Here is a 20324-nt window from a genome sequence, read left to right on the forward strand (position 1 = left end):
GGATCACATCTTCTGCGGCCGCCCCATGTCCGGCTGCGCGTAGTCGCACACGCCCTGCGGGAAGATCCGCGCCAGCCACGCCTTCTCCTCGGCGCTGAACGGATCGGCCGCGCTGCCCGGGGTCTGGCCGTAGGTGCCGTCGGCCAGGGCCGTGGCGATCGGCTTGGGCCGGCACTTGAACATGTCGCCGCGGTAGGAATCGCCGGCCACCATGCGCGGGCTGGTGTTGACCTTGAAGCTCTGCGTGCAGGCGCCGGGGCGCGCCGTGTCCAGGATGCCGCCCCAGACCTGCGTGCCGGCCGCGATGGTCTGGCCGGTGGCGTTGAAGCACTGGTCGACGAAACGCGAGGGCTGGGCGCCGCCCGTGAGGTAGGCGTCGAGCACCGAGAGCGCGTCGGTCGCGCGCGTCGCCACGCCGACCTGGCTGGTCTCGCCGGTGAACCAGATCACCTGGTTGGCGGTGTTGCCGCCGGCGGCCTGCAGGCGCGCGCGCGCCGAGAAGGACTGGCGCGAGTTGTGCATGTCCAGCACGTCTTCCTTCCAGGGGCGCAGGTCGATCAGCGGGATCGCCAGCGACTTGCCGGTGAACACCTGGCCCGCCGAGTAGGCGAGGTTCATCGCGCGCACGTCGCCGCTGCGCCGCGGCGCGGGCGTGCCGGCGGCGGTGCGGCAGTCGGCGCTGCGCTGCATGTTGCGGCTGTCGAAGGGGTCGGCCGGCGGCATCGCCCAATCGACGAACGCGTCCTGCTCCTTCCAGCTGCCCACGCAGGCGTTGATGCGCAAGAACTCCTGCGTGTCGATGTCGCCGCTCTTGAGCGCCTGCAGGCCGTACTGCACGCCCACGTTGTCGATCGGGATCGGCGCGAAGCCGCGCGCGTCGGTGCCGTAGATGTTGGCCAGGTCGTTCCAGTGCGTCCACTTCACGTTGGCGAAGGCGTCGGGCCATCCCAGCGACGCCGCCGTGCTCTTGAAGGCCGGATCGCTGAAGACCGGGTTGAACACGCCGGGGCCGGCCTTGCCCCAGCCTTCGATGCACTCGGAAGAACCGTTGCCGCCCAGAAAGCTGTTGCGCCGCGTGTCGCTGGTGGCCAGGCCCTCGATCAGCGTGCGGTCGCTCCACTTGGCCCAGCGCGAGCCGGGGTTGAGCGTGACCTCGTCCTTGAAGTACTGCTCGAGCAGCGAGCAGTCGGACACGTAGGGCACCTGCGTCACCATGTCCGGATAGGACTGGATCGGCACGCCCGCGTCGAACAGGCCCTGCGGCCGGTTCTGCGCGAACATGTACTGCTGCACCGCGCCGCCCGAGATGCCCATCGCGACGGTGTACCGGGGCTTGCCGTAGGTCTGGACGAAATGCTCCTTGACCATGACCGCCGTCTCCTCGGCCAGCCGCAGGTTGTAGTGCACGCCGGTCTCGTTGCCCGACGAGGACACGATCGCATAGCCCTGCTCCAGCAGGCGCGGCATCATCGGCTTCTCCTCACCCCAGAGGCCGCCGAACCACATGGCCTTGCCCTGCTGGTGGCCGACGCCCACGCCGCCGCGCATCCAGTAGACGAGCTTCTGGTTCCAGGCGCCGTTGTTGAGTTCTTCGGGCCGGGCGCTGCTCTCGGCGAAGGGCGCCAGGATGGCCGTGCTGTAGGCGAAGCGGTTGATGGTGCCGGCCTCGACGCGCACCACGAAAGGCAGGTCGGCGCCGTTCACGCGCACACGCTGCATGTCGGCCGGGGGCGTGACGAACTGGGTGGCCGGGTCGAAGGGCTTGAAGTCGCTGCCCGTGTAGTAGAAGTAGCGCAGCTGCGTCTTCACGCCGCATTCCTTGCTGTAGCCCCGCAGCGGGCTGCTTGTGTCGCCGGGGATCTGATAGACCGGCATCCCGATGCCGTCGTGGTTGTCGACCTCGGGCGCGCCCAGGTTCGAGGCCTGCGTGAGGCACATGAACGCAGGCTGCTGCGGTCCGCTGAACGCCGTCTCGCCCGAAGGGCCGATGTCGCCGACCCAGAACTTCAGGCCGGCCAGCGAGACCTCGGGCTTGGGCGTGCCGGGATCGGTACCGGGGTCGACGGGCGTGCTGCCGTCGCCGCCACCGGCCGTGGGTGGGGTGGTGGTCGGTGGCGTGGTGCCGGGCGTGCCCGGTGCGCTGTTGCCGCTCCCGCCGCCGCATGCGACCAGCAGCGCCGTGGCCAGCGCCACGCCGATCCAGGCCGAAGCCTGCTTGTGTCTCTCGTTCATGTGTGTCTCCTGCTCGCGGATGTGCGCCGGTGGCGCGCCGCTTGTTGATGCGCATGCCGCACGGCCTGCGCATGCGGGTCGTGGGCTTCAGCATCGTAGGGAGGCGGTGCCGCACCGAACAGTCAGAACACAGGGCAATGGCTGTCAGATAAACGGGCGGCGCGAGGCGGCCCAGCGGCCGCGTCGTTCCCTACTGCAGCTTGAGCCCGATCTTCGCGATCAGCTTCTTGTAGAAGTCGCTGTCGCTGACCATCTGCGCCTTGAAGGCCGTGTTGTCGGCGTAGGAGTAGCCGAGGTTGAGCTTCTGCAGGCTCTCGATGAAGGCCGGGTCCTTGGCGGTCTTCTCGGCCGCGACCTTGAGGATCTCGATGACCTCGGGCGGCGTGCCCTTGGGGGCGGCCAGCCCGCGCCAGGCGCCCAGCGACACGTCGATGCCGCGCTCCTTGAGCGTGGGCGTGCTCTCGAAGCCCTTGAGGCGCTGGTCCGACATCACGGCCAGCATCTTGAGCTTGCCCGCGGCAAGGTGCACGCCCACCTCGGCCGGGCTCACGGCCACCGCGTCGATGTGGCCGCCCAGCAGCGCGAGCACCGCGGGCGCCGCGCCCTGGTAGGGAACCTGGTTGAACTTGACCTGCGCCTGGTCCTCCAGCGCCGAGGCCGTGAGGTTCCAGATCGAACCGTTGCCCGCGTTGCCCATGCGCATTTCGCCGGGCGTCTTCTTCGAGGCGGCGAGGAATTCCTCGATGGTGTTCCAGGGCGCGTCGGCGCGCACCGTGATCGCGGACGGGTCGAAGTTCAGCCGTGCAATGGGCGTCAGCGCATCGTGGGTGAACTTCACCAGGCCCAGGCTGTTCAGGAAGGTGAGCTCCACCGTGACCAGCGCGAGCTTGTAGCCGTCGGGCTTGCTGTTGATCACGTCGGTCCAGCCGATCGAGCCGCTCGCGCCGGGCTTGTTGTTCACCACGATGCTCTGCTTGAGGTACTTGCGAGAGACGTCGGCGAAGGCGCGCGCCAGCGCATCGGTGCCGCCACCCGCCGCATAGGGCACGATCAGCTCGATGTTGTGGTCGGGGTAGGCGGCGGCCGGCTGGGCCTGCGCCAGTCCGCTCAGGCCGATGCCGGCCAGCGCCATCAGCGCCATGCGCCGGGTGTTCTTCGAAACCATCGTCGTCTCCTCGGGTTGTTATCGGTTCAGCGGGAAAAGAGGGCGCTCAGGCGGCGCGCTGCAGCGGGATCATGCGGCGGTCGAGCGCGGCCAGCAGGTCCTGCTCGCGCACCTGCACCGCGGCCAGGCTCTTCGCGCGCACATGGCCGTAGCCGCGAATGTCTTCGGGCAGCGAGGCCAGCGCCACGGCGGCGGCGTGGTGGGCCGGGTCCGAGGACGACTGCAGCGTCGACAGCACGCGCTCGATCGTCTGCTCGTAGCGTGCGAGCACGGCGCGTTCGCCGCGTCGCTCCTCGCTGCGCCCGAACAGGTCGAAGCGCGTGCCGCGCAGCGTGCGCAGCCGGGCCAGCACCCGGAACAGCGGCAGCACCCAGGCGCCGAACTCGCGCTTGCGCAGTTCGCCGGTGGCCGGGTCGCGGCGCGACAGCAGTGGCGGCGCGAGGTTGAAGACCAGCCGGTAGTCGCCCTCGAACTGCTGCGCGAGCTTGGCGAGGAAGCCGCTGTGCGCATGCAGGCGCGCGACCTCGTACTCGTCCTTGATCGCCATCAGCTTGAAGTGGCAGCGGGCCACGGCCTCGGTCAGCGCGCTGCCCTGGCCGAAGCGGCCGGCCTCGGCCGCGCGCACGCGCTCGACCAGCGCGGTGTAGCGCGCCGCGTAGGCCGCGTCCTGGTAGTCTGTGAGGAAGCGGGTGCGCAGCGCGATGCTCTCGTCGAGGTTCTTCGCACGCGGTGGCGACACGGCCGCGCCGTCGCTGCCGCGCTTGAGCACCAGCAGGCGCTCGACCGCCTGCGGGTCGACCGCGGTGCGGCGGCCCCAGAGGAAGGCGTCGGCGTTCATGCGCTGGCCGGTGCCGTTGAGTTCGATCGCGGCCGCGATGGCTTCGGCGCCGATCGGAATCAGGCCGCGCTGGTAGGCGAAGCCCAGCATGAACATGTTGGCCGCGATGCTGTCGCCCAGGAGCGCGGTCGCGATGCGGCCCGCGTCGACGAACTCGGCCGCGTCCTCGCCCACCGCGTCGATCACGTTGCCGCGCAGGCCGTCGCGCGGGAACTGCATGTCGGCATGGCGCGAGAACTCGCCCGGCATGAATTCCTTGGTGTTGACCAGCACGCGCGTGCGGCCGCGCCGCGTCGCGGCCAGCGTCTTGGAATTGCCGGCCACGATCACGTCGCAGCCCAGCACCAGGTCGGCGCCGCCCGCGGCGATGCGGATGGTCTTGATGGCCTCGGGCGAGGCGCCGAAGCGCAGGTGGCTCCAGACCGAGCCGCCTTTCTGCGCCAGGCCCGCCATGTCGAGCAGGCCGCAGCCGCGGCCTTCGAGGTGCGCCGCCATGCCGAGGATGGCGCCGATGGTGACCACGCCCGTGCCGCCCATGCCGGTCACGAGGATGCTGTAGACGCGCTCGTCGAGCGAGGGCAGCACGGGTTCGGGCAGCACCGGGAACAGCGTGGTGTCGGCGACCGGCTCGGGCTTGCGCAGCGCGCCGCCCAGCACCGTCACGAAGCTGGGGCAGAAGCCCTTGACGCAGGAATAGTCCTTGTTGCACGAGGACTGGTCGATCTGCCGCTTGCGGCCGAACTCGGTCTCGAGTGGCTGCACCGAGACGCAGTTGGACTTCACGCCGCAGTCGCCGCAGCCCTCGCACACCAGGTCGTTGATCACCAGCCGCTTGGCCGGGTCGGGGAAGGTGCCGCGCTTGCGCCGGCGCCGCTTCTCGGCCGCGCAGGTCTGGTCGTAGATCAGCGCCGTGGTGCCAGGCAGCTCGCGCAGTTCGCGCTGCACCGCGTCGATGTCGTCGCGGTGGTGCACCGTCACGCCGTCGGGCCAGCGCACGTCGGCCGCGTACTTGTCGGGCTCGTCGCTCACGATCACGATGCGGCCCACGCCTTCGGCGCGCACCTGGTGCGCGATCATCGGCACGTCGAGCGGGCCGTCGTGGCGCTGGCCGCCGGTCATGGCGACCGCGTCGTTGAACAGGATCTTGTAGGTGATGTTGGTGCGCGCGGCCACGGCCGCGCGGATCGCAAGCAGGCCCGAATGGAAGTAGGTGCCGTCGCCGAGGTTCTGGAACATGTGGGTGCGCCTGGAGAAGGGCGCCTCGCCGACCCACGACATGCCCTCGGCACCCATCTGCGTGTAGCCCAGGGTCGAGCGGTCCATGCTCTGCGCCATCCAGCTGCAGCCGATGCCGGCGTAGCCCTTGCTGCCGGCGGGCAGCACGGTCGAGGAGCTGTGCGGGCAGCCGCTGCAGAAGTAGAAGCTGCGCGACAGGATGTCGACCACGCCGCGCGGCGCGCGCCAGGCCTTGATCTCCTCCAAGCGGCGGCGCAGGGCCGGGTCGTCTTGCAGTTCGAGCAGCCGCTCGCCGATGGCGATCGCGATCTGGTTGGAGTCCAGCGCCATCTCCGACTGGAACATCACCGCGCCGTGTTCGTCGCGCTTGCCCACGATGGCCGGCGTGTGGGCGCGGCCGTAGAGCTGCTCCTTGAGCTGGAACTCGATCAGGCTGCGCTTCTCCTCGACCACCAGGATCTTCTCGAGCCCGTCGGCGAAGGCCACCGCGCCCTGGGGCTCCAGCGGCCAGGGCATGCCGACCTTGTAGAGCCGCAGCCCCTTGGCCACGGCCGCTGCCTCCGACAGGTCCAGGTCGTCGAGCGCCTGCAGCACGTCGAGGTAGCTCTTGCCGTGCGAGACCACGCCCAGCCGCGCCGAGGCGCTGTCGAGCACGATGCGGTCGATGCCGTTGGCACGCGCGAAGGCGGTCACGGCGCCGAGCTTGTGGCGGTGCAGCCGCGCCTCCTGCGCATGCGGCGTGTCGGGCTGGCGGATGTTCACGCCGTCGGCGGGCAGGTCCACGCCCTGCGGCGCGACGATCTTCACGCGCTCGATGTCGACGTCGATGGACGCGGTGGCCTCGACCGTGTCCTTCACGCACTTGATGCCGACCCAGCAACCGCTGTAGCGCGACATGGCCCAGCCGATCACGCCGTAGTCGAGGATCTCCTGCACGCCGGCCGGGCTCAGCACCGGGATCATCGCGTCGACCATCGCGAACTCGCTCTGATGGCAGGTGGTCGACGATTCGCAGGTGTGGTCGTCGCCCATCAGCACCAGCACGCCGCCGTGGCGCGACGACCCCGCGAGGTTGCCGTGGCGGAAGGCGTCGCCGGTGCGGTCCACGCCTGGGCCCTTGCCGTACCACATGGCGAACACGCCGTCGTGCTTGCCCTCGCCGCCGATCTCGGCCTGTTGCGAGCCCCAGACGGCGGTGGCCGCGAGATCCTCGTTGACACCGGGTACGAACACCACGTTGCGCGCGCCCAGGTGCTTCCTGGCCTTGGCGATCTGTTCGTCGAGCCCGCCCAGCGGCGAGCCGCGGTAGCCGCTGATGTAGCCCGCGGTGTCGAGGCCCGCGCGGCGGTCGCGTTCGTGCTGCGTGAGCGGCAACCGCACCAGCGCCTGGGTGCCGGTGATGAAGATGCGGCCGCGGGTCAGCGTGTACTTGTCGTCGAGCGTGACGGCTTTCAAGGTCATGGCCTGCCTCGGGTGTGGGGTTTCTCGTGGGGGCGAGGCGCATCGGGGCGCGCCTGCGATTCGGCATCCGCAAGCGGTGCCTCCGCAAGTGTCGACACTTTTGCACGACGGCCCACTAGGGAAACTCCGCGCTCGGGCCCGGGCCGGCGCCCTGTGCAGCGCCAACGCGGGCGGCACTCGCTACACTGAGGCGCGATCTGTCGCCTGAGCGACGGCGAACCCGCCTGCAAAGCACAGCTGTCGCCACCATTCCCCTCCTCACGCCGCATGCCTCGAACGCCCCGTCGATCCAGCCCCAGACCGCCGCGCGAGGCCCGCGAGGAGAGCAGCGTGGAGCGGCTCTACCTCGCGCTGCGCGAGCGCTGCATGCGCTACGACTTCAAGCCCGGTGCGCGCATCAACGAACAGGCGCTGGGGCGCGAACTCGGCGTGAGCCGCGCGCCCTTGCGCGAGGCGCTGAACCGGCTGGCCGCCGAAGGCCTGCTCGACTTCGTGATGAACAAGGGCTTCCTGCGCAAGGCCATCAGCGTCGACGAGGTGTTCGACCTCTACCAGGTGCGCATCGCGCTGGAGCGCCGCGCGGTGCTGCTCGCGGTGCAGCGGGCCAGCGACGAGGAGATCGCGGTGCTGGGCATCTATTGGCAGCTGGTGATGGCCGCCTCCGACGACCTGGCGACCGCGGACATGGTGCTGGCCGACGAGGAGTTCCATCGCCATCTCGTGGCCCTGTCGCACAACAAGGAACTGGTGGCCTTCATGGACATCGTCACGCGCCGCATCCATGTGGCGCGGCACGTCGACATCGAGCAGTCGGACTGGAACGACCGCGCTTTCGAGGCCCATGCCCGGATCGTCGCGCTCATCGCGCAACGGGACACCGTGGGCGCGCTGGAGGTGCTCACCGCACACATCGACATGAGCCTGCACCGCGCCGTGCAGATCACGCGCGAGATGGTGGCGCGCTTCTTTCTGGTCGAGGCCGGGGCATCGCGCGGATGAGGCGGCCAGGTTTCGCGGCGGGTGTGTCCCGGGGAGCGCCGCGCGACGTTAGAGTTCAGCCCTTCCTTTCCCTCGCTTCCCGTGCGCGATCGCCGAGTCATGCCAACGTCCCCTCTTTCCGAACCTGAACACGCAAGGCAGGACCTTCGATTGCAGAGCTATCGCATCGCCGTCGGCACCAGCCTGCTGGTCATCCTGTTGCTGGTCGTCTGGCATGGGCTGGGCATGCTTCAGCTGAAGCCCTTGCTGTTGATCCTCGGCGTGATCGTCGGCTGGGTGCTGGTTTTCCACCTGGCCTTCCGCAGCGGGCGCAACCGCAAGCTCGCGGATCCGAGCATGACGGTGGCGCAGATGAGCGCCGCAGCCCTCACGTTGCTGGGCGGCGCGTTCGCGTCGGATGGCGGGCGTGCGATGTTCCTGGTGCTGCTGGCGATGGTCAGCCTGTTCGGTGCGCTGCGGCTGCGCACGCCCGCGCTCATGAGCTATGCGCTGGGCAGCGTCATCGGCTATGCAGCGGTGCTCGGTCTGCTGCACCTGTTCAAGCCGCAGACCCTCGACATGCAGCTCGAGTGGCTGCAGTTGCTGGTCTTCGCGGTCGTGATGCCCTGGTTCGCGATGATGGGCGGCCACATCAGTTCGCTGCGCGAGCAGCTCAAGGCCGCCTTTCGCGCCGTCTCGGAGAGCGAGCGCATGCTGGCAGAGGCGCAGCGGCTGGCCCATTTCGGCAGCTGGAGCTTCGACCCCGTGACCCGCGAGGCCGCCTGGTCGGAGGAGACCTTTCGCATCTTCGGCCTCGACCGGGACGACCGCGGCATGGCCGGTGCGGATTTCCGCTCTCTGGTCCACGAAGAGGACCGCGAACGCTACATGCGCCTGATCGACCGCGCGCTGGGGGAGGGCAAGGAGTTCGATACCGAGTACCGCATCTCGCTGCCCTCGGGGGCCGTGCGCTGGGTTCACGCGCTGGCGCAACCGTCGGCCAGCGCGGAGGGCGGCGGCAACCTGCTGCGCGGCACCGTGATGGACATCACGCAGCGCAAGGCCTCGGAAGACCAGATTCGCCGGCTGGCGCACTTCGATGCGCTGACCGGGCTGCCCAACCGCAACCTGCTGATGCAGCTGCTGCGCCACGCGGTGGGCAAGGCGCAGCGGGGATCGCCGCTCGCGCTGCTGTTCATCGACCTGGACGGTTTCAAGGCCGTCAACGATTCGCTGGGCCACGAGGTGGGCGATGCGCTGCTCGCGGCCTTTGCGCAGCGGCTGGGCCGCAGCCTGCGCATGTCGGACACGGCGGCGCGGCTGGGGGGAGACGAGTTCGTGGTGATCGTCGACGACTTCGCCAGCCGGGCCGACGTCGAAACCGTCGCGCAGCGCATCCTGCTCGCCGCCTCGACGCGCTTCAAGGTGCTCGAACACGACTGCGCGATCTCGGCCAGCATCGGCATTGCGCTGTACGGACCGAAGTGCGCGGACGTGAACGCACTGATCAAGAACGCCGACCTGACGATGTACATGGCCAAGCGCGCGGGCCGCAACGTCTACCGTTTCTGGTCGGACGACCTGGTCGCGCAGGACTGAACCGCAGACCACCGCCGGGACGTGTGCAGTAATGCACGCTCAGACGCCCCGGAGGTCCAATTCGGAAATGTAGCAAAAGGTATTCATTGTAGTAAAATGACCTACATGAATACCGAACGCGACAACTTCTACGACTGGGCCAAGGACAAGACCGACAGCACCCGTTTCTCGACGTTGAGCCCTTCGATCCTCCCGGCGCGCCGCGCGGCGCCCTCCCGCTCGCCCTGGGTACGCCTGGCCGTGATCGCCGTCGTAGTGATCGCATCGAGCGCGGCGTACCACTTCTTCCTGAGCTAGTCCGCGCTCACTTTCTGGAAAATTGCTGTCGCGCCGCGCGCGTGATGGCTGCCACGCACGGGTGCGTGATGCGGCGCTCCACCGAGATGCCGAAGAACTCCTCGACCAGTTCCGAGGCCCGGCCCAGCACCTTCACGCCGTACTGCGCACAGGTCTCGTCCTCGAGCACCGTCGGTGCCATGAACACGCCGCGCCCCTCGCCGCCGAAGGCCTTGAGCAGCGCGGCATCGTCGAACTCGCCGATCAGCCGGGGCCGCAGCGCATGCTCGGCGAGCCAGAGGTCGAGCCGCTGGCGCATCGCCGAGGCCGAACCCGGGATCAGCATCGGCGCACCGTCCAGGCATTGGGGGTAGCTGCCTTCCAGTGAGGCATGCAGGGCCGGCGTGGCGAAGAAGGTCATGGCGGTGGTGCCCAGCGTGTGGTTGAAGGCCTTCACGCTGGTCTGCTTGCCCATGGCCTCGTTGGCGATCACCAGGTCGAGGCGTTGCACCGAGAGCTGGCCCAGCAGGTCCCTGAAATGGCCCTCGTGGCAGATCAGCCGGACCTGCTCGGGGATGGCCAGGGCCGGTTCGAGCAGCCGGTAGGCGATCGCCTTGGGCACCGCGTCCGCGATGCCGACCCGGAAATTCAGCGTGCGGACCCCCGAGCGCTTGTTGCCCACCGCGGCCTCGAGTTCTGCGCCCAACGAGAAGATTTGGTCGGCATAACTGAGCGCCGTGCGTCCTTCTGGCGTTAATTCGACGCCGCGGCCACTTTTCTGGAACAAATGGCAGCCCAGCGACTCTTCCAGTAACTTGATCTGCGTGGACAGGGTTTGCGGCGTGATGTGCAGCTGCTCCCCGGCCCGTACGATGCCGCCGGCTTTGGCGGCCGCCCAGAAGTAGTAGAGGTGCTTGAAATTCATGGTGTCGCTTCCATATTAAACAAATAACGAAGGAACGATGCCGAAAATACGACTTTTCTCGAAGGCTCGAACGCCCTAGAGTGCAAAGCGACGCTTCCCCCTTTTTCGCCCGCGTGCTTTCAACAAGGACATCCATGAACGAGACGATCTCCCGCTACGGTGCCTACGGCGTACCGACCACCTCCGCGCAACGCAACCAGGTCCTGCGCAACACCTACTGGCTGCTGGCCCTGTCGATGGTGCCCACGGTATTGGGCGCCTGGCTGGGCGTGGCCACCGGCATCACGCGCGCCATGTCCCCGGGCATCGGCATGATCGTGTTCCTGGGCGGCGCCTTCGGCTTCATGTTCGCCATCGAGAAGACCAAGAACTCGGCCGCCGGCGTGCCGGTGCTGCTGGCCTTCACCTTCTTCATGGGCCTGATGCTTTCGCGCCTGGTCGGCACGGTGCTGGGCCTGTCCAACGGCGCCAGCCTGGTGATGACCGCCTTCGCCGGCACTGGCGCGGTCTTCCTGGGCATGGCGACGCTGTCGTCGGTGATCCAGCGTGACCTGTCGGCCATGGGCAAGTGGCTCTTCATCGGCGTGATCCTGCTGCTGGTGGCCGGCATCGCCAATTTCTTCATCCAGTCGAGCGCGCTGATGATCACGCTGTCGGTGCTCGCCATCGGCATCTTCTCGGCCTTCATCCTGCACGACCTCAAGCGCGTGAAGGACGGCCACGAGACCAACTACATCTCGGCCACGCTGGGCGTCTACCTCAGCATCTACAACGTCTTCCAGTCGCTGCTGGCCCTGCTCGGCCTGGCCGGCGGCCGCGACGAGTGAACGTTCCAGGCATTCAAGTTCATTGAACAGAACCACGACAACTAAACCCAGGAGAACACCATGCGCCTCAGCACCAAAGGACGTCTCGCCGTCGTCGCCATGATCGACGTGGCACTGCACCGCAAGGTCGGCCCCATCTCGCTGGCCGTGCTCAGCCGCCGGCAGCGCATTTCCTTGTCTTATCTCGAGCAGATGTTCGCCGACCTGCGCCGGCACGGGCTGGTGGCGTCCACCCGCGGTCCGGGCGGCGGCTACGGCCTGGGCCGCGAGGCGTCGTCCATCACGGTGGCCGACATCCTGTTCGCGGTCGACGGCCCCTCGGTCGAGAGCCGCGCGTCGGCCGTGCAGCCCGACGACCTGCAGCGCTGCGCCACGCCGGAGCTGTGGGATTCGCTGAGCCGCAAGGTGGTGGAGTTCCTCGACTCGGTCCACCTGCAGAAGCTGGTCGACGACCAGATCGCGCTGGGCGTGCAGATGCACGCCGAACCGCTCAAGCGACCGGAGCCGGTGCGCACGGTGGTCAAGCCGTCGCGCCCCAACGCGCCCAATTCGGTGTTCGAACTGGCGCGCTTCGGCATCGCCAGCTGAAGCGGTCCGCGGGGCGCCAGGCCCCGCATTTCTCCTTGCTTTCCGTCAGAACTCGTAGGTCGCCGACACCCAGAGCCGGCGGCCTTCGTCGTTGTTGACGTAGGGGCTGCCGTAGGTGGGCGCTGCCTGGCCCGGCACCGCATAGCCGCGGTAGTCGATGAAGTTCTTGTTCAGCAGGTTGTAGACCGCCGCGCTGATCACCCATTGCTTGTTGACCTGGTAGGCCCCGCCGATGTGCAGCAGGCCGTAGCCCTTGTAGTCGCCCAGTGCGCTCTTGGCGGCGATGGTGGCGGCCGTGGTGCCCGGGTCGCGGAAGCGGTCGCTGCGGACCTCGGCGCGCAGCCAGCCCGACCAGGCGCCGCCCGGCTGCCAGTGCAGGCTGGCGTTGAAGGCGTGCTTGGGCGTGTCGGTCAGCGGCTTGCCCTGGTTCGGGCCGCTCTTCTGTTCGCTGCGCGTGTAGGTGTAGTTCAGCCGCGTCGACCAGGCCGCATCCAGCGGGATCCGCGTGGCGAACTCCAGGCCCTGCGTCACGGCTTCGTCCACGTTGATGCTCTGGCCGAAGGTGTCGACCGCCGGCCAGTTGCCGAAGCTCACGCAGCCGGGACGGTTGAGCGCCGGCCGGTAGCCGCAGTTCGGCAGGCCCGGGCCGCTGGTGATCTTGTCCTTGAACTGGTTGTGGAACAGCGCGGCGCTGGCGGTGAAGCCGGCCAGGTTGTCGTAGTAGGTGCCGATCTCGGTCGTGGTGCTGGTCTCGGGCTTGAGGTCGGGCGAACCGATCAGCGGCGTGCGGCCCTGGTTGCCGAAGCCGTTGATGCCGGGCGCGAGCTGTTCCACGCGCGGCGTCTTGTAGCCGTTGCTCACACCGCCCTTGAAGGTCCAGTTCGGCGTGGCGTTCCAGACGCCGTAGATGCGCGGGCTGAGCTTGCCGCCGAACAGGCTGTGCTCGTCGTAGCGCGCGCCGAAGGTCAGGCCGAAGCTGTCGACGATGCGCCATTCGTCCTCGAGGAACAGCGCCTTCTGCGTGAAGCTGAAGGTCTGCGGCGCGACGCCGTCCTTCATCTCCGCTTCCCACCACTGGCCGCCCACGGTGACCAGATGGCGGCCCAGCGCGGTGACCAGCTTGCTGTCGAGCACGCGGCTCTCGACTTCCAGCGTGCGCGGCGAACCGGCCACGGCGCCCGGCGTGCCCGGCGGGATCGTGCGGCCGACGGTCTCGGTGCGGTTGACCATGTAGCTGGTGTCCCAGCGGCCGAAGCTGTAGCGGCCGGCGTGGGCCAGCGTGATCTGGTCGCGGTCGTACTTCTGCTCGGGCGCATAGCCGCCGGTGCCCAGGGTGCCGAGCTGGCCGCGCGCGTTGTCGTAGGTCTGGCGGCCGGTGTCGAGGTCCAGGCTCAGGTCGTGGTCGCGCGTGGGCGTGAGCGTGAGCCTGGCGCCGAAGTTCTCGATGTCCGACTTGACCGGGTTGGCGCCCATGACCGGCGCGACCTCGGCACCCAGCTGGTTGAGGTAGCTGATGTCGGCGGCCTGGCGCTTGAACTTGGCGCCGCGCACGGCCAGGCCCAGCAGGTCCTGCTGGATCGGGCCGCTCAGGTAGAACTTGCCCGAGCGGGTGTCGCCGAAGTCCGAGCTCTCCTGCAGCGTGTAGTCGGCCGAGACCGAGCCGGCCCATTGCTTGCCGACCTTGCGCGTGATGATGTTGATCACGCCGCCCATCGCATCGGAACCGTAGAGCGTGGACATCGGGCCGCGGATGACCTCGATGCGCTCGATCGCCGACACCGGCGGCATGAAGCTGGTCTGCGTCTCGGTGAAGCCGTTGGGCGTGACGTTGCCGGCGGCGTTCTGGCGCCGGCCGTCGATCAGCACCAGCGTGTAGTCGCTGGGCATGCCGCGGATGCTGATGTTCAGGCCCCCGGTCTTGCCGGCGGCCGCGCCCACGTCCACGCCTTCGACGTCCTGCAGCGCCTCGGCCAGGCTGTTGAAGCGCTTCTGCTGCAGCTCGGCGCGATTGATCACCGTGATGGAGGCGGGCGCATCCTTGATGTCCTGCTCGGAACCGGAGGCCGTGACCACCACCTCGCGGAGGTCGGTAGCGCCCGACTGGGCGAAGGCGGGGGTGGCGAAGAGGCTGGCGGCGCACAGGGCGACGGCGGACAGGCGCGGCAAGGCTGCGCCGGGATGGGCTTGAGGCATCCGGGGGAACTCCAGAAAAGACGACGGGAAATAACCGGGAACGTCGCTTCTGGAGGTGTTTTTGTCTTGCGCGCTGACCGAACTTGCAACAAGTGTATTGCAAATGCGAACTAGTTCGTTTCTCGTGTATCACGCCGGGCTGAACTTTCAGGCGTCCACGGCCTCACACTCGGCCCCTCGCATCTCACGCTGGACCTCTTCCCTTGGCTGTCTTTCCCCCTGTTCGCTTCCTCGTGGGCGCCGCCGTGATCCTCGGTGCCAGCACCCTCGCGTCGGCCCAGTCCCTGCCCGAGGGCGTGCGCCTGGGCATGTCGGCCGAAGCGCTGCGCGATGCCGTGCCCGATGCGCAACGTGTCGCGCGCCCGCAACGTTTGCCGGGCGGGCTGGCCGGCCTCTGGCGCGGCGCACCCAGCCTCATCGGCGGGCTGGCCTTCGACCCGACCTTCTTCTTTTCCGCGGGGGCGCTGCAGCGCGTCGAATGGCTGGCCGCGGCCGACAGCCTGCCCGACCGGGGCGATGCCGCCTTCAGCGCCTTGCTCGACTGGGGCCGGGCCCGCTTCGGCACCGAGACGGCGGCACGCGACCCCGGCAGCCGCTATGCCAGCTGGGCCACCGAGGACACCGACGTCTACCTGCAGCGCGCCGACGGCGCCGGCCATGCCACCGTGCGGCTGGTCTACAAGACGCGCGTGCGCAAGGACGGGAGCGAACTCTGAGGGCCTGGCCTCAGCCCTCGTTGAGCATGCCGCGTTCCTCGATGAAGGCCACCACCTCGGCCACGCCGGTGTGGGTCTTGAGGTTGGTCATCACATAGGGGCGCTGCTTGCGCATGCGCTTCGTGTCGGCCTCCATCACGCCCAGGTCGGCCCCCACGTAGGGCGCGAGGTCGGTCTTGTTGATCACGAACAGGTCGCTCTTGGTGATGCCGGGCCCGCCCTTGCGCGGGATCTTCTCGCCGGCCGCCACGTCGATCACGTAGATCGTCAGGTCGCTGAGCTCGGGGCTGAAGGTCGCGGCCAGGTTGTCGCCGCCGCTCTCGATGAACACCACGTCGGCGTCGGGAAAGTCGACCAGCATGCGGTCGATGGCCTCGAGGTTGATCGAGGCGTCCTCGCGGATCGCGGTGTGCGGGCAGCCGCCCGTCTCCACGCCCATGATGCGTTCGGCCGGCAGCGCGCCCGACACCGTCAGCAGGCGCTGGTCTTCCTTGGTGTAGATGTCGTTGGTGATCGCGACCAGGTCGTACTTGTCGCGCATCGCCTTGCAGAGCATCTCGAGCAGCGTGGTCTTGCCGGAGCCGACCGGGCCGCCGATGCCCACGCGCAGCGGGGGCAGTTTCTTGGTGCGATGGGCGATGTGGTGGAGGGCGGAGGACATGGCGGGTCTCGTTCTGGAAGTCAGCTTCTGAAAAGGCGGGAGTATTGGTTTTCGTGGCGGGCGGAATAGATCGCCAGCATCGGCGAGAAGGCCTGGCGCGCGTCGTCGTCGAGCGCGATGGCATGGTCGATGGCAGTGGGAATCTCCTGCGCCAGCCGCCCCAGCATGCGCTGGCCCGCGCTCTGGCCCAGCGGCACCGACTTCACCGCGGCGCCGATCATGTTCTCGGCCCAGCCGAAGGCGAAGGCCAGGCAGCCGTCGCGCAGGCTGGCCTGCGTGCGTGCCGCCGCGAAGGCGAAGGCGACCGGATAGGTGATTGCCAGGCCTTCGAACTGCGCCGCCACGTCGTCGTGCTGCAGCTTGAGCCATTCGACGAAGGAGCGGCCCATCTGCTCGGTCTGCAGCAGGAACTCGGTCGATTCGCGCGTCTGCAGCACCCAGGCATTGAGCGCTGCGATGCGCGCCGCGTCGGCCCTGCGCCAGGCCGCGATCGCCTGGGCGACCACGGCCAGGTCGCCGCGCGCGAGGCCCAGGTGCAGCTGGTCGGCGATCCAGTCGGAGGCCCGTGCCTCGCTGTCCAGTCCGGCCCATTCCACGCCGGCCTCGAGCCCCTCGGAATAGGAGAAGCCACCGATCGGCAGGGCCGGCGAGGCCAGCCAGATCAGCTGCAGGAGGCTGGCGGCGGGCATCGCGCCCGCGGTGTCGGTCATCAGTGCGTGTGGTCGTGGTCGTGGCCGTGCGAGTGGCCATGGTCGTGGTCGTGCCCGCCCGCATAGGCGTCCGGGTGCAGCACCGGACCCACGGGCGCCTTGCCGTGGGCATGGCCATGGTCATGGCTGCCACCATGCGCGCCGCCATGGTCGCCATAGGCACCGCCCTCGGGCTCGAAGGCTTCCTCGGCCTCGCGCACGATCAGGTGCATCGAGCGCAGCATCGCGGCCAGCACGTGGTCGGGCTCGATCTTGAGGTGGTCGGGCTGCAGCTCGATCGGCACATGCCGGTTGCCCAGGTGGTAGGCCGCGCGCGTCAGGTCGAAGGCCGTGCCGTGCTGGGTGCAGTGCGTGATGACCAGCACCGGTTGCGGCGCGGCGATCACCTTGATCAGCGACCCGTCTTCCGCCACCAGCACGTCGCCCCCGCGCACGGCCGTGCCGCGCGGCAGGAACACGCCGATGCGGCGGCCCTGCGAATCGACGGTGTCGAAGCGGCTCTTCTGGCGCACGTCCCAGTCGAGTTCGATGGTGGCGGCGCGCTTGAGCAGCACGGCGGCGAGGCCGCCGCCCTGGGGCATGAGTTTGTTGGCGTTGAGCATGGCTGGCTGACGCGGAGCGCGTCCGTGAAAAGAAAGGAGTTCTTGAAGAATACCCAGCCTGTCAAGCCCGCGTGCGTTGTGCGCTCAGAACAGGAAATACCGCTGCGTCATCGGCAGCGAGGTCGCCGGCTCGCACACCAGCAGCTGGCCGTCGGCGCGCACCGCATAGGTCTGGGCATCGATCTCCATCCTGGGCGTGTAGCCGTTGTGCACCATGTGCTGCTTGCGCACGCCGCGCACGTTCTTCACTGCGCTCAACGTCTTCTGCAGGCCGAAGCGTTCGCCGATGCCGGCGGCCAGGCCGGCCTGCGAGACGAAGGTGAGCGAGCTCTTGTGCAGCGAGCGGCCGTAGGCGCCGAACATCGGGCGGTAGTGCACCGGCTGCGGCGTGGGGATCGAGGCGCTCGGGTCGCCCATCGCGGCCATGGCGATGCTGCCGCCCTTGATGATCGTGAAGGGCTTGACGCCGAAGAAGGCCGGCTTCCACACCACCAGGTCGGCCCACTTGCCGACCTCGATGCTGCCCACCTCGTGCGCGATGCCGTGCGCGAGCGCCGGGTTGATCGTGTACTTGGCGATGTAGCGGCGGGCGCGGAAGTTGTCATTCCGGGAGCTCTCCTGCGCAGCAGGACCGAAAGCTCCCCTCTCCCCCCCGGGGAGAGGGGCTGGGGGTGAGGGCGGCGCCAACCAGCCGCGCTGCTGCTTCATCTTGTGCGCCGTCTGCCAGGTGCGGATGATCACCTCGCCCACGCGACCCATGGCCTGGCTGTCGGAGCTGAACATGCTGATCGCGCCCAGGTCGTGCAGGATGTCCTCGGCCGCGATGGTCTCCTTGCGGATGCGCGATTCGGCAAAGGCCAGGTCCTCGGCGATGCCCGCGTCGAGGTGGTGGCACACCATGAGCATGTCGACGTGTTCGTCGAGCGTGTTCACCGTGTAGGGCATCGTGGGGTTGGTGGAGGAGGGCAGGAAGTTGTCCTCGCCCACCACGCGCAGGATGTCGGGCGCATGGCCACCGCCCGCGCCTTCGGTGTGGAAGGCGCAGATGCCGCGACCCTTCACGGCCGCGATGGTGTTCTCGACGAAGCCCGATTCGTTCAGCGTGTCGGAGTGGATCGCCACCTGCGTGTCGGTGGCGTCGGCCACGTCCAGGCAGTTGCTGATGGCCGCCGGCGTGGTGCCCCAGTCCTCGTGCAGCTTGAGGCCGATCACGCCGGCATCGATCTGCTCGTGCAGCGCGGCCGGCAAGCTGGCGTTGCCCTTGCCCAGGAAGCCCAGGTTCATCGGGAACGCGTCGGCCGCCTGCAGCATGCGCTCGATGTGCCAGGGGCCCGGCGTGGCCGTGGTGGCGAAGGTGCCGGTGGCCGGGCCGGTGCCGCCGCCGAGCATGGTGGTCACGCCGGAGCTCAGCGCTTCCTCGATCTGCTGCGGGCAGATGAAGTGGATGTGGCTGTCGATGCCGCCCGCGGTGACGATGTTGCCTTCGCAGCTGATCACCTCGGTGCCGGGGCCGATCACGATGTCGACGCCCGGCTGCACGTCGGGGTTGCCGGCCTTGCCGATCGCCACGATGCGCCCGCCCTTCAGGCCGATGTCGGCCTTGACGATGCCCCAGTGGTCGAGGATCAGCGCGTTGGTCATCACGGTGTCGACCGCGCCACCGGCCGTAGGTCCGCTGCCCTTGCCGTCGCGGGTGCGCTGCGACTGCGCCATGCCGTCGCGGATCGTCTTGCCGCCGCCGAACTTCACCTCTTCGCCGTAGCCGCCGGCGCGCAGCGTGTAGTCGGCCTCGACCTCGATCACGATGTCGGTGTCGGCCAGCCGCACCCGGTCGCCCACGGTGGGGCCGAAGATTTCCGCATAGGCGCGGCGTCCGATCGTAGCCATCAGAGTTTCCCTTGCACCAGGCCGCGAAAGCCGTAGACGATGCGGTCGCCCGCGAGATCACAGAGCTCGACCGTGCGTTGCTGGCCGGGCTCGAAGCGCACGGCCGTGCCCGAGGCGATGTTCAGCCGCATGCCGTGCGCGGCCGCGCGGTCGAAGCCCAGCGCGCCGTTGACTTCGGCGAAGTGGTAGTGCGAGCCGACCTGGATCGGCCGGTCGGCGGTGTTCTGCACCACCATCGTGAGCGTGCGCCGTCCCGGGTTGAGCACATGCTCGCCCTCGTCGGTGAAGAGTTCGCCGGGGATCACGGGCCGGGCCTCAGGCGAGCTGCGCCAGCAGCGCGGCGCCGAACAGCGCGACGGCCGCGCCGGCCACGCGCGGCAGCCAGGCGCCGCGCTGGCGCAGGGTCCAGCCGACGGCGATGCCGGCGGTGTGCAGCAGCGCGGTGGCCAGCACCATGCCGGCGATCGCCAAGCCGGCGCCGTGGTCGCCCGCCAGCTCGTAGCCGTGGGCCACGCCGTGGAACACCGCGAACACGCCGACCACCACCGCGGCCACCGGCCCCGGCAGCCGCAGCCGCGTGGCCACCAGCAGGCCGATCACCAGCAGCGAGGCCGCGATCATCGGCTCGACCGCAGGCACCTGCACGCCCGCAAGGCCGAGCAGCGCGCCGGCCAGCAGCATGCCGGCGAAGCCCAGCGGGGCCCAGAGCAGGTCGCGCCCCGTGCGGGCGATCAGCGCGCTCCAGAGACCGACCGCGACCATGGCCGCCAGGTGGTCCAGGCCGGTGAAGGGATGCACGAAGCCCTGCACGAAACCGATGTCGTGATGGGCCCCGCCGTCGACGCCGACGTGGGCCGAGGCCAGCAGCGGCAGCAGGCCGAGCGCGGTAATGGCGAGGGAAGGGAAGGATGAAGAACGCGTCAGGCGCATGGGAAGTCTCCGCTCGGAAATGAGAAAGAAGAAAAAGGGGGCTAGAACGTGTGAAGGAACCGTCGCGAGCGCCCCGAGCCTGCATTGAGGAGCGGAGCCGCACTTGCGTGCGGTGAGCACCGCAGATGCGGGATCGGGGTGTGCAGCAGGTTCATTCACATGTTCTTCAGACGATCGGCTGGTGGACCGTCACCAGCTTGGTGCCGTCCGGGAAGGTGGCCTCGACCTGGATGTCCGGGATCATCTCGGCCACGCCGTCCATCACGTCGGCGCGGGTGAGCACGCTGCGGCCTTCGCTCATCAGCGCGGCCACGCTCTTGCCGTCGCGCGCGCCTTCCATGACCGCGGCCGAGATCAGCGCGACCGCCTCGGGATAGTTGAGCTTGAGCCCGCGGGCCTGGCGGCGCTCGGCGAGCAGTGCGGCCGTGAAGATCAGCAGCTTGTCTTTTTCGCGTGGCGTGAGTTCCATGGGACAGAAAAGGATGCGTGGAGGCCCCGGG

18 protein-coding genes are annotated in these 20324 nt (G+C 68.7%); 6 read left to right on the forward strand and 12 right to left on the reverse strand.

Going from position 1 to position 20324, the window contains the following annotated elements; genetic code table 11:
- Window positions 1–3: 3 nt before the first annotated feature.
- The 3 genes from K0H49_RS19610 to K0H49_RS19620 all read right to left on the reverse strand — a co-directional run bounded on the left by K0H49_RS19610 (window position 4) and on the right by K0H49_RS19620 (window position 6932).
- On the reverse strand, window positions 4–2232 hold the full coding sequence (locus K0H49_RS19610) for a DUF6351 family protein (protein ID WP_219216032.1): 2229 nt from the start codon (window positions 2230–2232) through the stop codon (window positions 4–6).
- A gap of 190 nt (window positions 2233–2422) precedes the next feature.
- Window positions 2423–3397, reverse strand: coding sequence for a tripartite tricarboxylate transporter substrate binding protein (locus K0H49_RS19615; RefSeq protein ID WP_219216033.1), 975 nt, complete (start codon window positions 3395–3397; stop codon window positions 2423–2425).
- A gap of 46 nt (window positions 3398–3443) precedes the next feature.
- Window positions 3444–6932, reverse strand: coding sequence for an indolepyruvate ferredoxin oxidoreductase family protein (locus tag K0H49_RS19620; RefSeq protein ID WP_219216035.1), 3489 nt, complete (start codon window positions 6930–6932; stop codon window positions 3444–3446).
- A 330-nt stretch (window positions 6933–7262) separates the two neighbouring features.
- On the opposite strand from K0H49_RS19620, the gene K0H49_RS19625 reads away from it, so the two are divergent.
- From K0H49_RS19625 to K0H49_RS19635, 3 genes are all read left to right on the forward strand, one after another.
- The gene (locus K0H49_RS19625; RefSeq protein ID WP_374122385.1) at window positions 7263–7931 is read left to right on the forward strand and encodes a GntR family transcriptional regulator; all 669 of its coding nucleotides are present in this window, start codon (window positions 7263–7265) and stop codon (window positions 7929–7931) included.
- A gap of 150 nt (window positions 7932–8081) precedes the next feature.
- A complete protein-coding gene (locus K0H49_RS19630; protein WP_219216039.1) occupies window positions 8082–9509 on the forward strand; it encodes a diguanylate cyclase domain-containing protein in 1428 nt (475 codons plus the stop codon).
- A 105-nt stretch (window positions 9510–9614) separates the two neighbouring features.
- The gene (locus K0H49_RS19635; RefSeq protein ID WP_219216041.1) at window positions 9615–9806 is read left to right on the forward strand and encodes a hypothetical protein; all 192 of its coding nucleotides are present in this window, start codon (window positions 9615–9617) and stop codon (window positions 9804–9806) included.
- Between the two features lie 7 nt (window positions 9807–9813).
- Here the strand turns inward: K0H49_RS19635 and nhaR are convergent, their stop codons facing one another.
- Window positions 9814–10710, reverse strand: a complete 897-nt coding sequence (nhaR, locus tag K0H49_RS19640; protein ID WP_219216042.1) for a transcriptional activator NhaR — start codon at window positions 10708–10710, stop codon at window positions 9814–9816.
- 134 nt (window positions 10711–10844) lie between these two features.
- Between nhaR and K0H49_RS19645 the strand changes: the two genes are divergently transcribed.
- Both K0H49_RS19645 and K0H49_RS19650 read left to right on the forward strand, forming a co-directional pair.
- Complete coding sequence (locus K0H49_RS19645; protein WP_219216044.1) at window positions 10845–11537, forward strand: Bax inhibitor-1/YccA family protein; 693 nt, start codon at window positions 10845–10847, stop codon at window positions 11535–11537.
- A gap of 60 nt (window positions 11538–11597) precedes the next feature.
- On the forward strand, window positions 11598–12125 hold the full coding sequence (locus K0H49_RS19650) for an Rrf2 family transcriptional regulator (RefSeq protein ID WP_219216047.1): 528 nt from the start codon (window positions 11598–11600) through the stop codon (window positions 12123–12125).
- A gap of 45 nt (window positions 12126–12170) precedes the next feature.
- Here the strand turns inward: K0H49_RS19650 and K0H49_RS19655 are convergent, their stop codons facing one another.
- Window positions 12171–14318 (reverse strand): TonB-dependent receptor domain-containing protein, encoded by a 2148-nt coding sequence (locus tag K0H49_RS19655; RefSeq protein ID WP_219216048.1) that lies wholly within the window; start codon window positions 14316–14318, stop codon window positions 12171–12173.
- Between the two features lie 203 nt (window positions 14319–14521).
- Between K0H49_RS19655 and K0H49_RS19660 the strand changes: the two genes are divergently transcribed.
- Complete coding sequence (locus K0H49_RS19660) at window positions 14522–15034, forward strand: hypothetical protein (RefSeq protein ID WP_257625028.1); 513 nt, start codon at window positions 14522–14524, stop codon at window positions 15032–15034.
- Window positions 15035–15044: 10 nt separating this feature from the next.
- Here the strand turns inward: K0H49_RS19660 and ureG are convergent, their stop codons facing one another.
- From ureG to K0H49_RS19695, 7 genes are all read right to left on the reverse strand, one after another.
- Window positions 15045–15695 (reverse strand): urease accessory protein UreG, encoded by a 651-nt coding sequence (ureG, locus tag K0H49_RS19665; protein WP_219216050.1) that lies wholly within the window; start codon window positions 15693–15695, stop codon window positions 15045–15047.
- Window positions 15696–15715: 20 nt separating this feature from the next.
- Entirely contained in the window at window positions 15716–16405 is a 690-nt protein-coding gene (locus tag K0H49_RS19670) for an urease accessory protein UreF (RefSeq protein ID WP_374122386.1), read from the reverse strand.
- Window positions 16405–17007 carry an urease accessory protein UreE gene (gene ureE, locus K0H49_RS19675; protein WP_219216052.1) on the reverse strand — a complete coding sequence of 201 codons (603 nt, stop codon included), beginning with the start codon at window positions 17005–17007 and terminating at the stop codon, window positions 16405–16407. Before ureE ends, K0H49_RS19670 begins: the two co-directional genes overlap by 1 nt.
- Window positions 17008–17091: 84 nt before the next feature.
- Window positions 17092–18894, reverse strand: coding sequence for an urease subunit alpha (locus tag K0H49_RS19680; RefSeq protein ID WP_219216054.1), 1803 nt, complete (start codon window positions 18892–18894; stop codon window positions 17092–17094).
- A complete protein-coding gene (locus tag K0H49_RS19685) occupies window positions 18894–19199 on the reverse strand; it encodes an urease subunit beta (protein ID WP_219216056.1) in 306 nt (101 codons plus the stop codon). The genes K0H49_RS19680 and K0H49_RS19685 overlap by 1 nt, the downstream gene beginning before the upstream one ends.
- 10 nt (window positions 19200–19209) lie before the next feature.
- On the reverse strand, window positions 19210–19824 hold the full coding sequence (locus tag K0H49_RS19690; protein WP_219216058.1) for a HupE/UreJ family protein: 615 nt from the start codon (window positions 19822–19824) through the stop codon (window positions 19210–19212).
- Window positions 19825–19990: 166 nt separating this feature from the next.
- Entirely contained in the window at window positions 19991–20293 is a 303-nt protein-coding gene (locus tag K0H49_RS19695; RefSeq protein ID WP_183025330.1) for an urease subunit gamma, read from the reverse strand.
- Between the last annotated feature and the right edge of the window lie 31 nt (window positions 20294–20324).

The sequence above is a fragment of the Variovorax boronicumulans genome (genome assembly GCF_019352895.1).
In the GTDB taxonomy this organism is placed as follows: Bacteria; Pseudomonadota; Gammaproteobacteria; order Burkholderiales; family Burkholderiaceae_C; genus Variovorax; species Variovorax boronicumulans_A.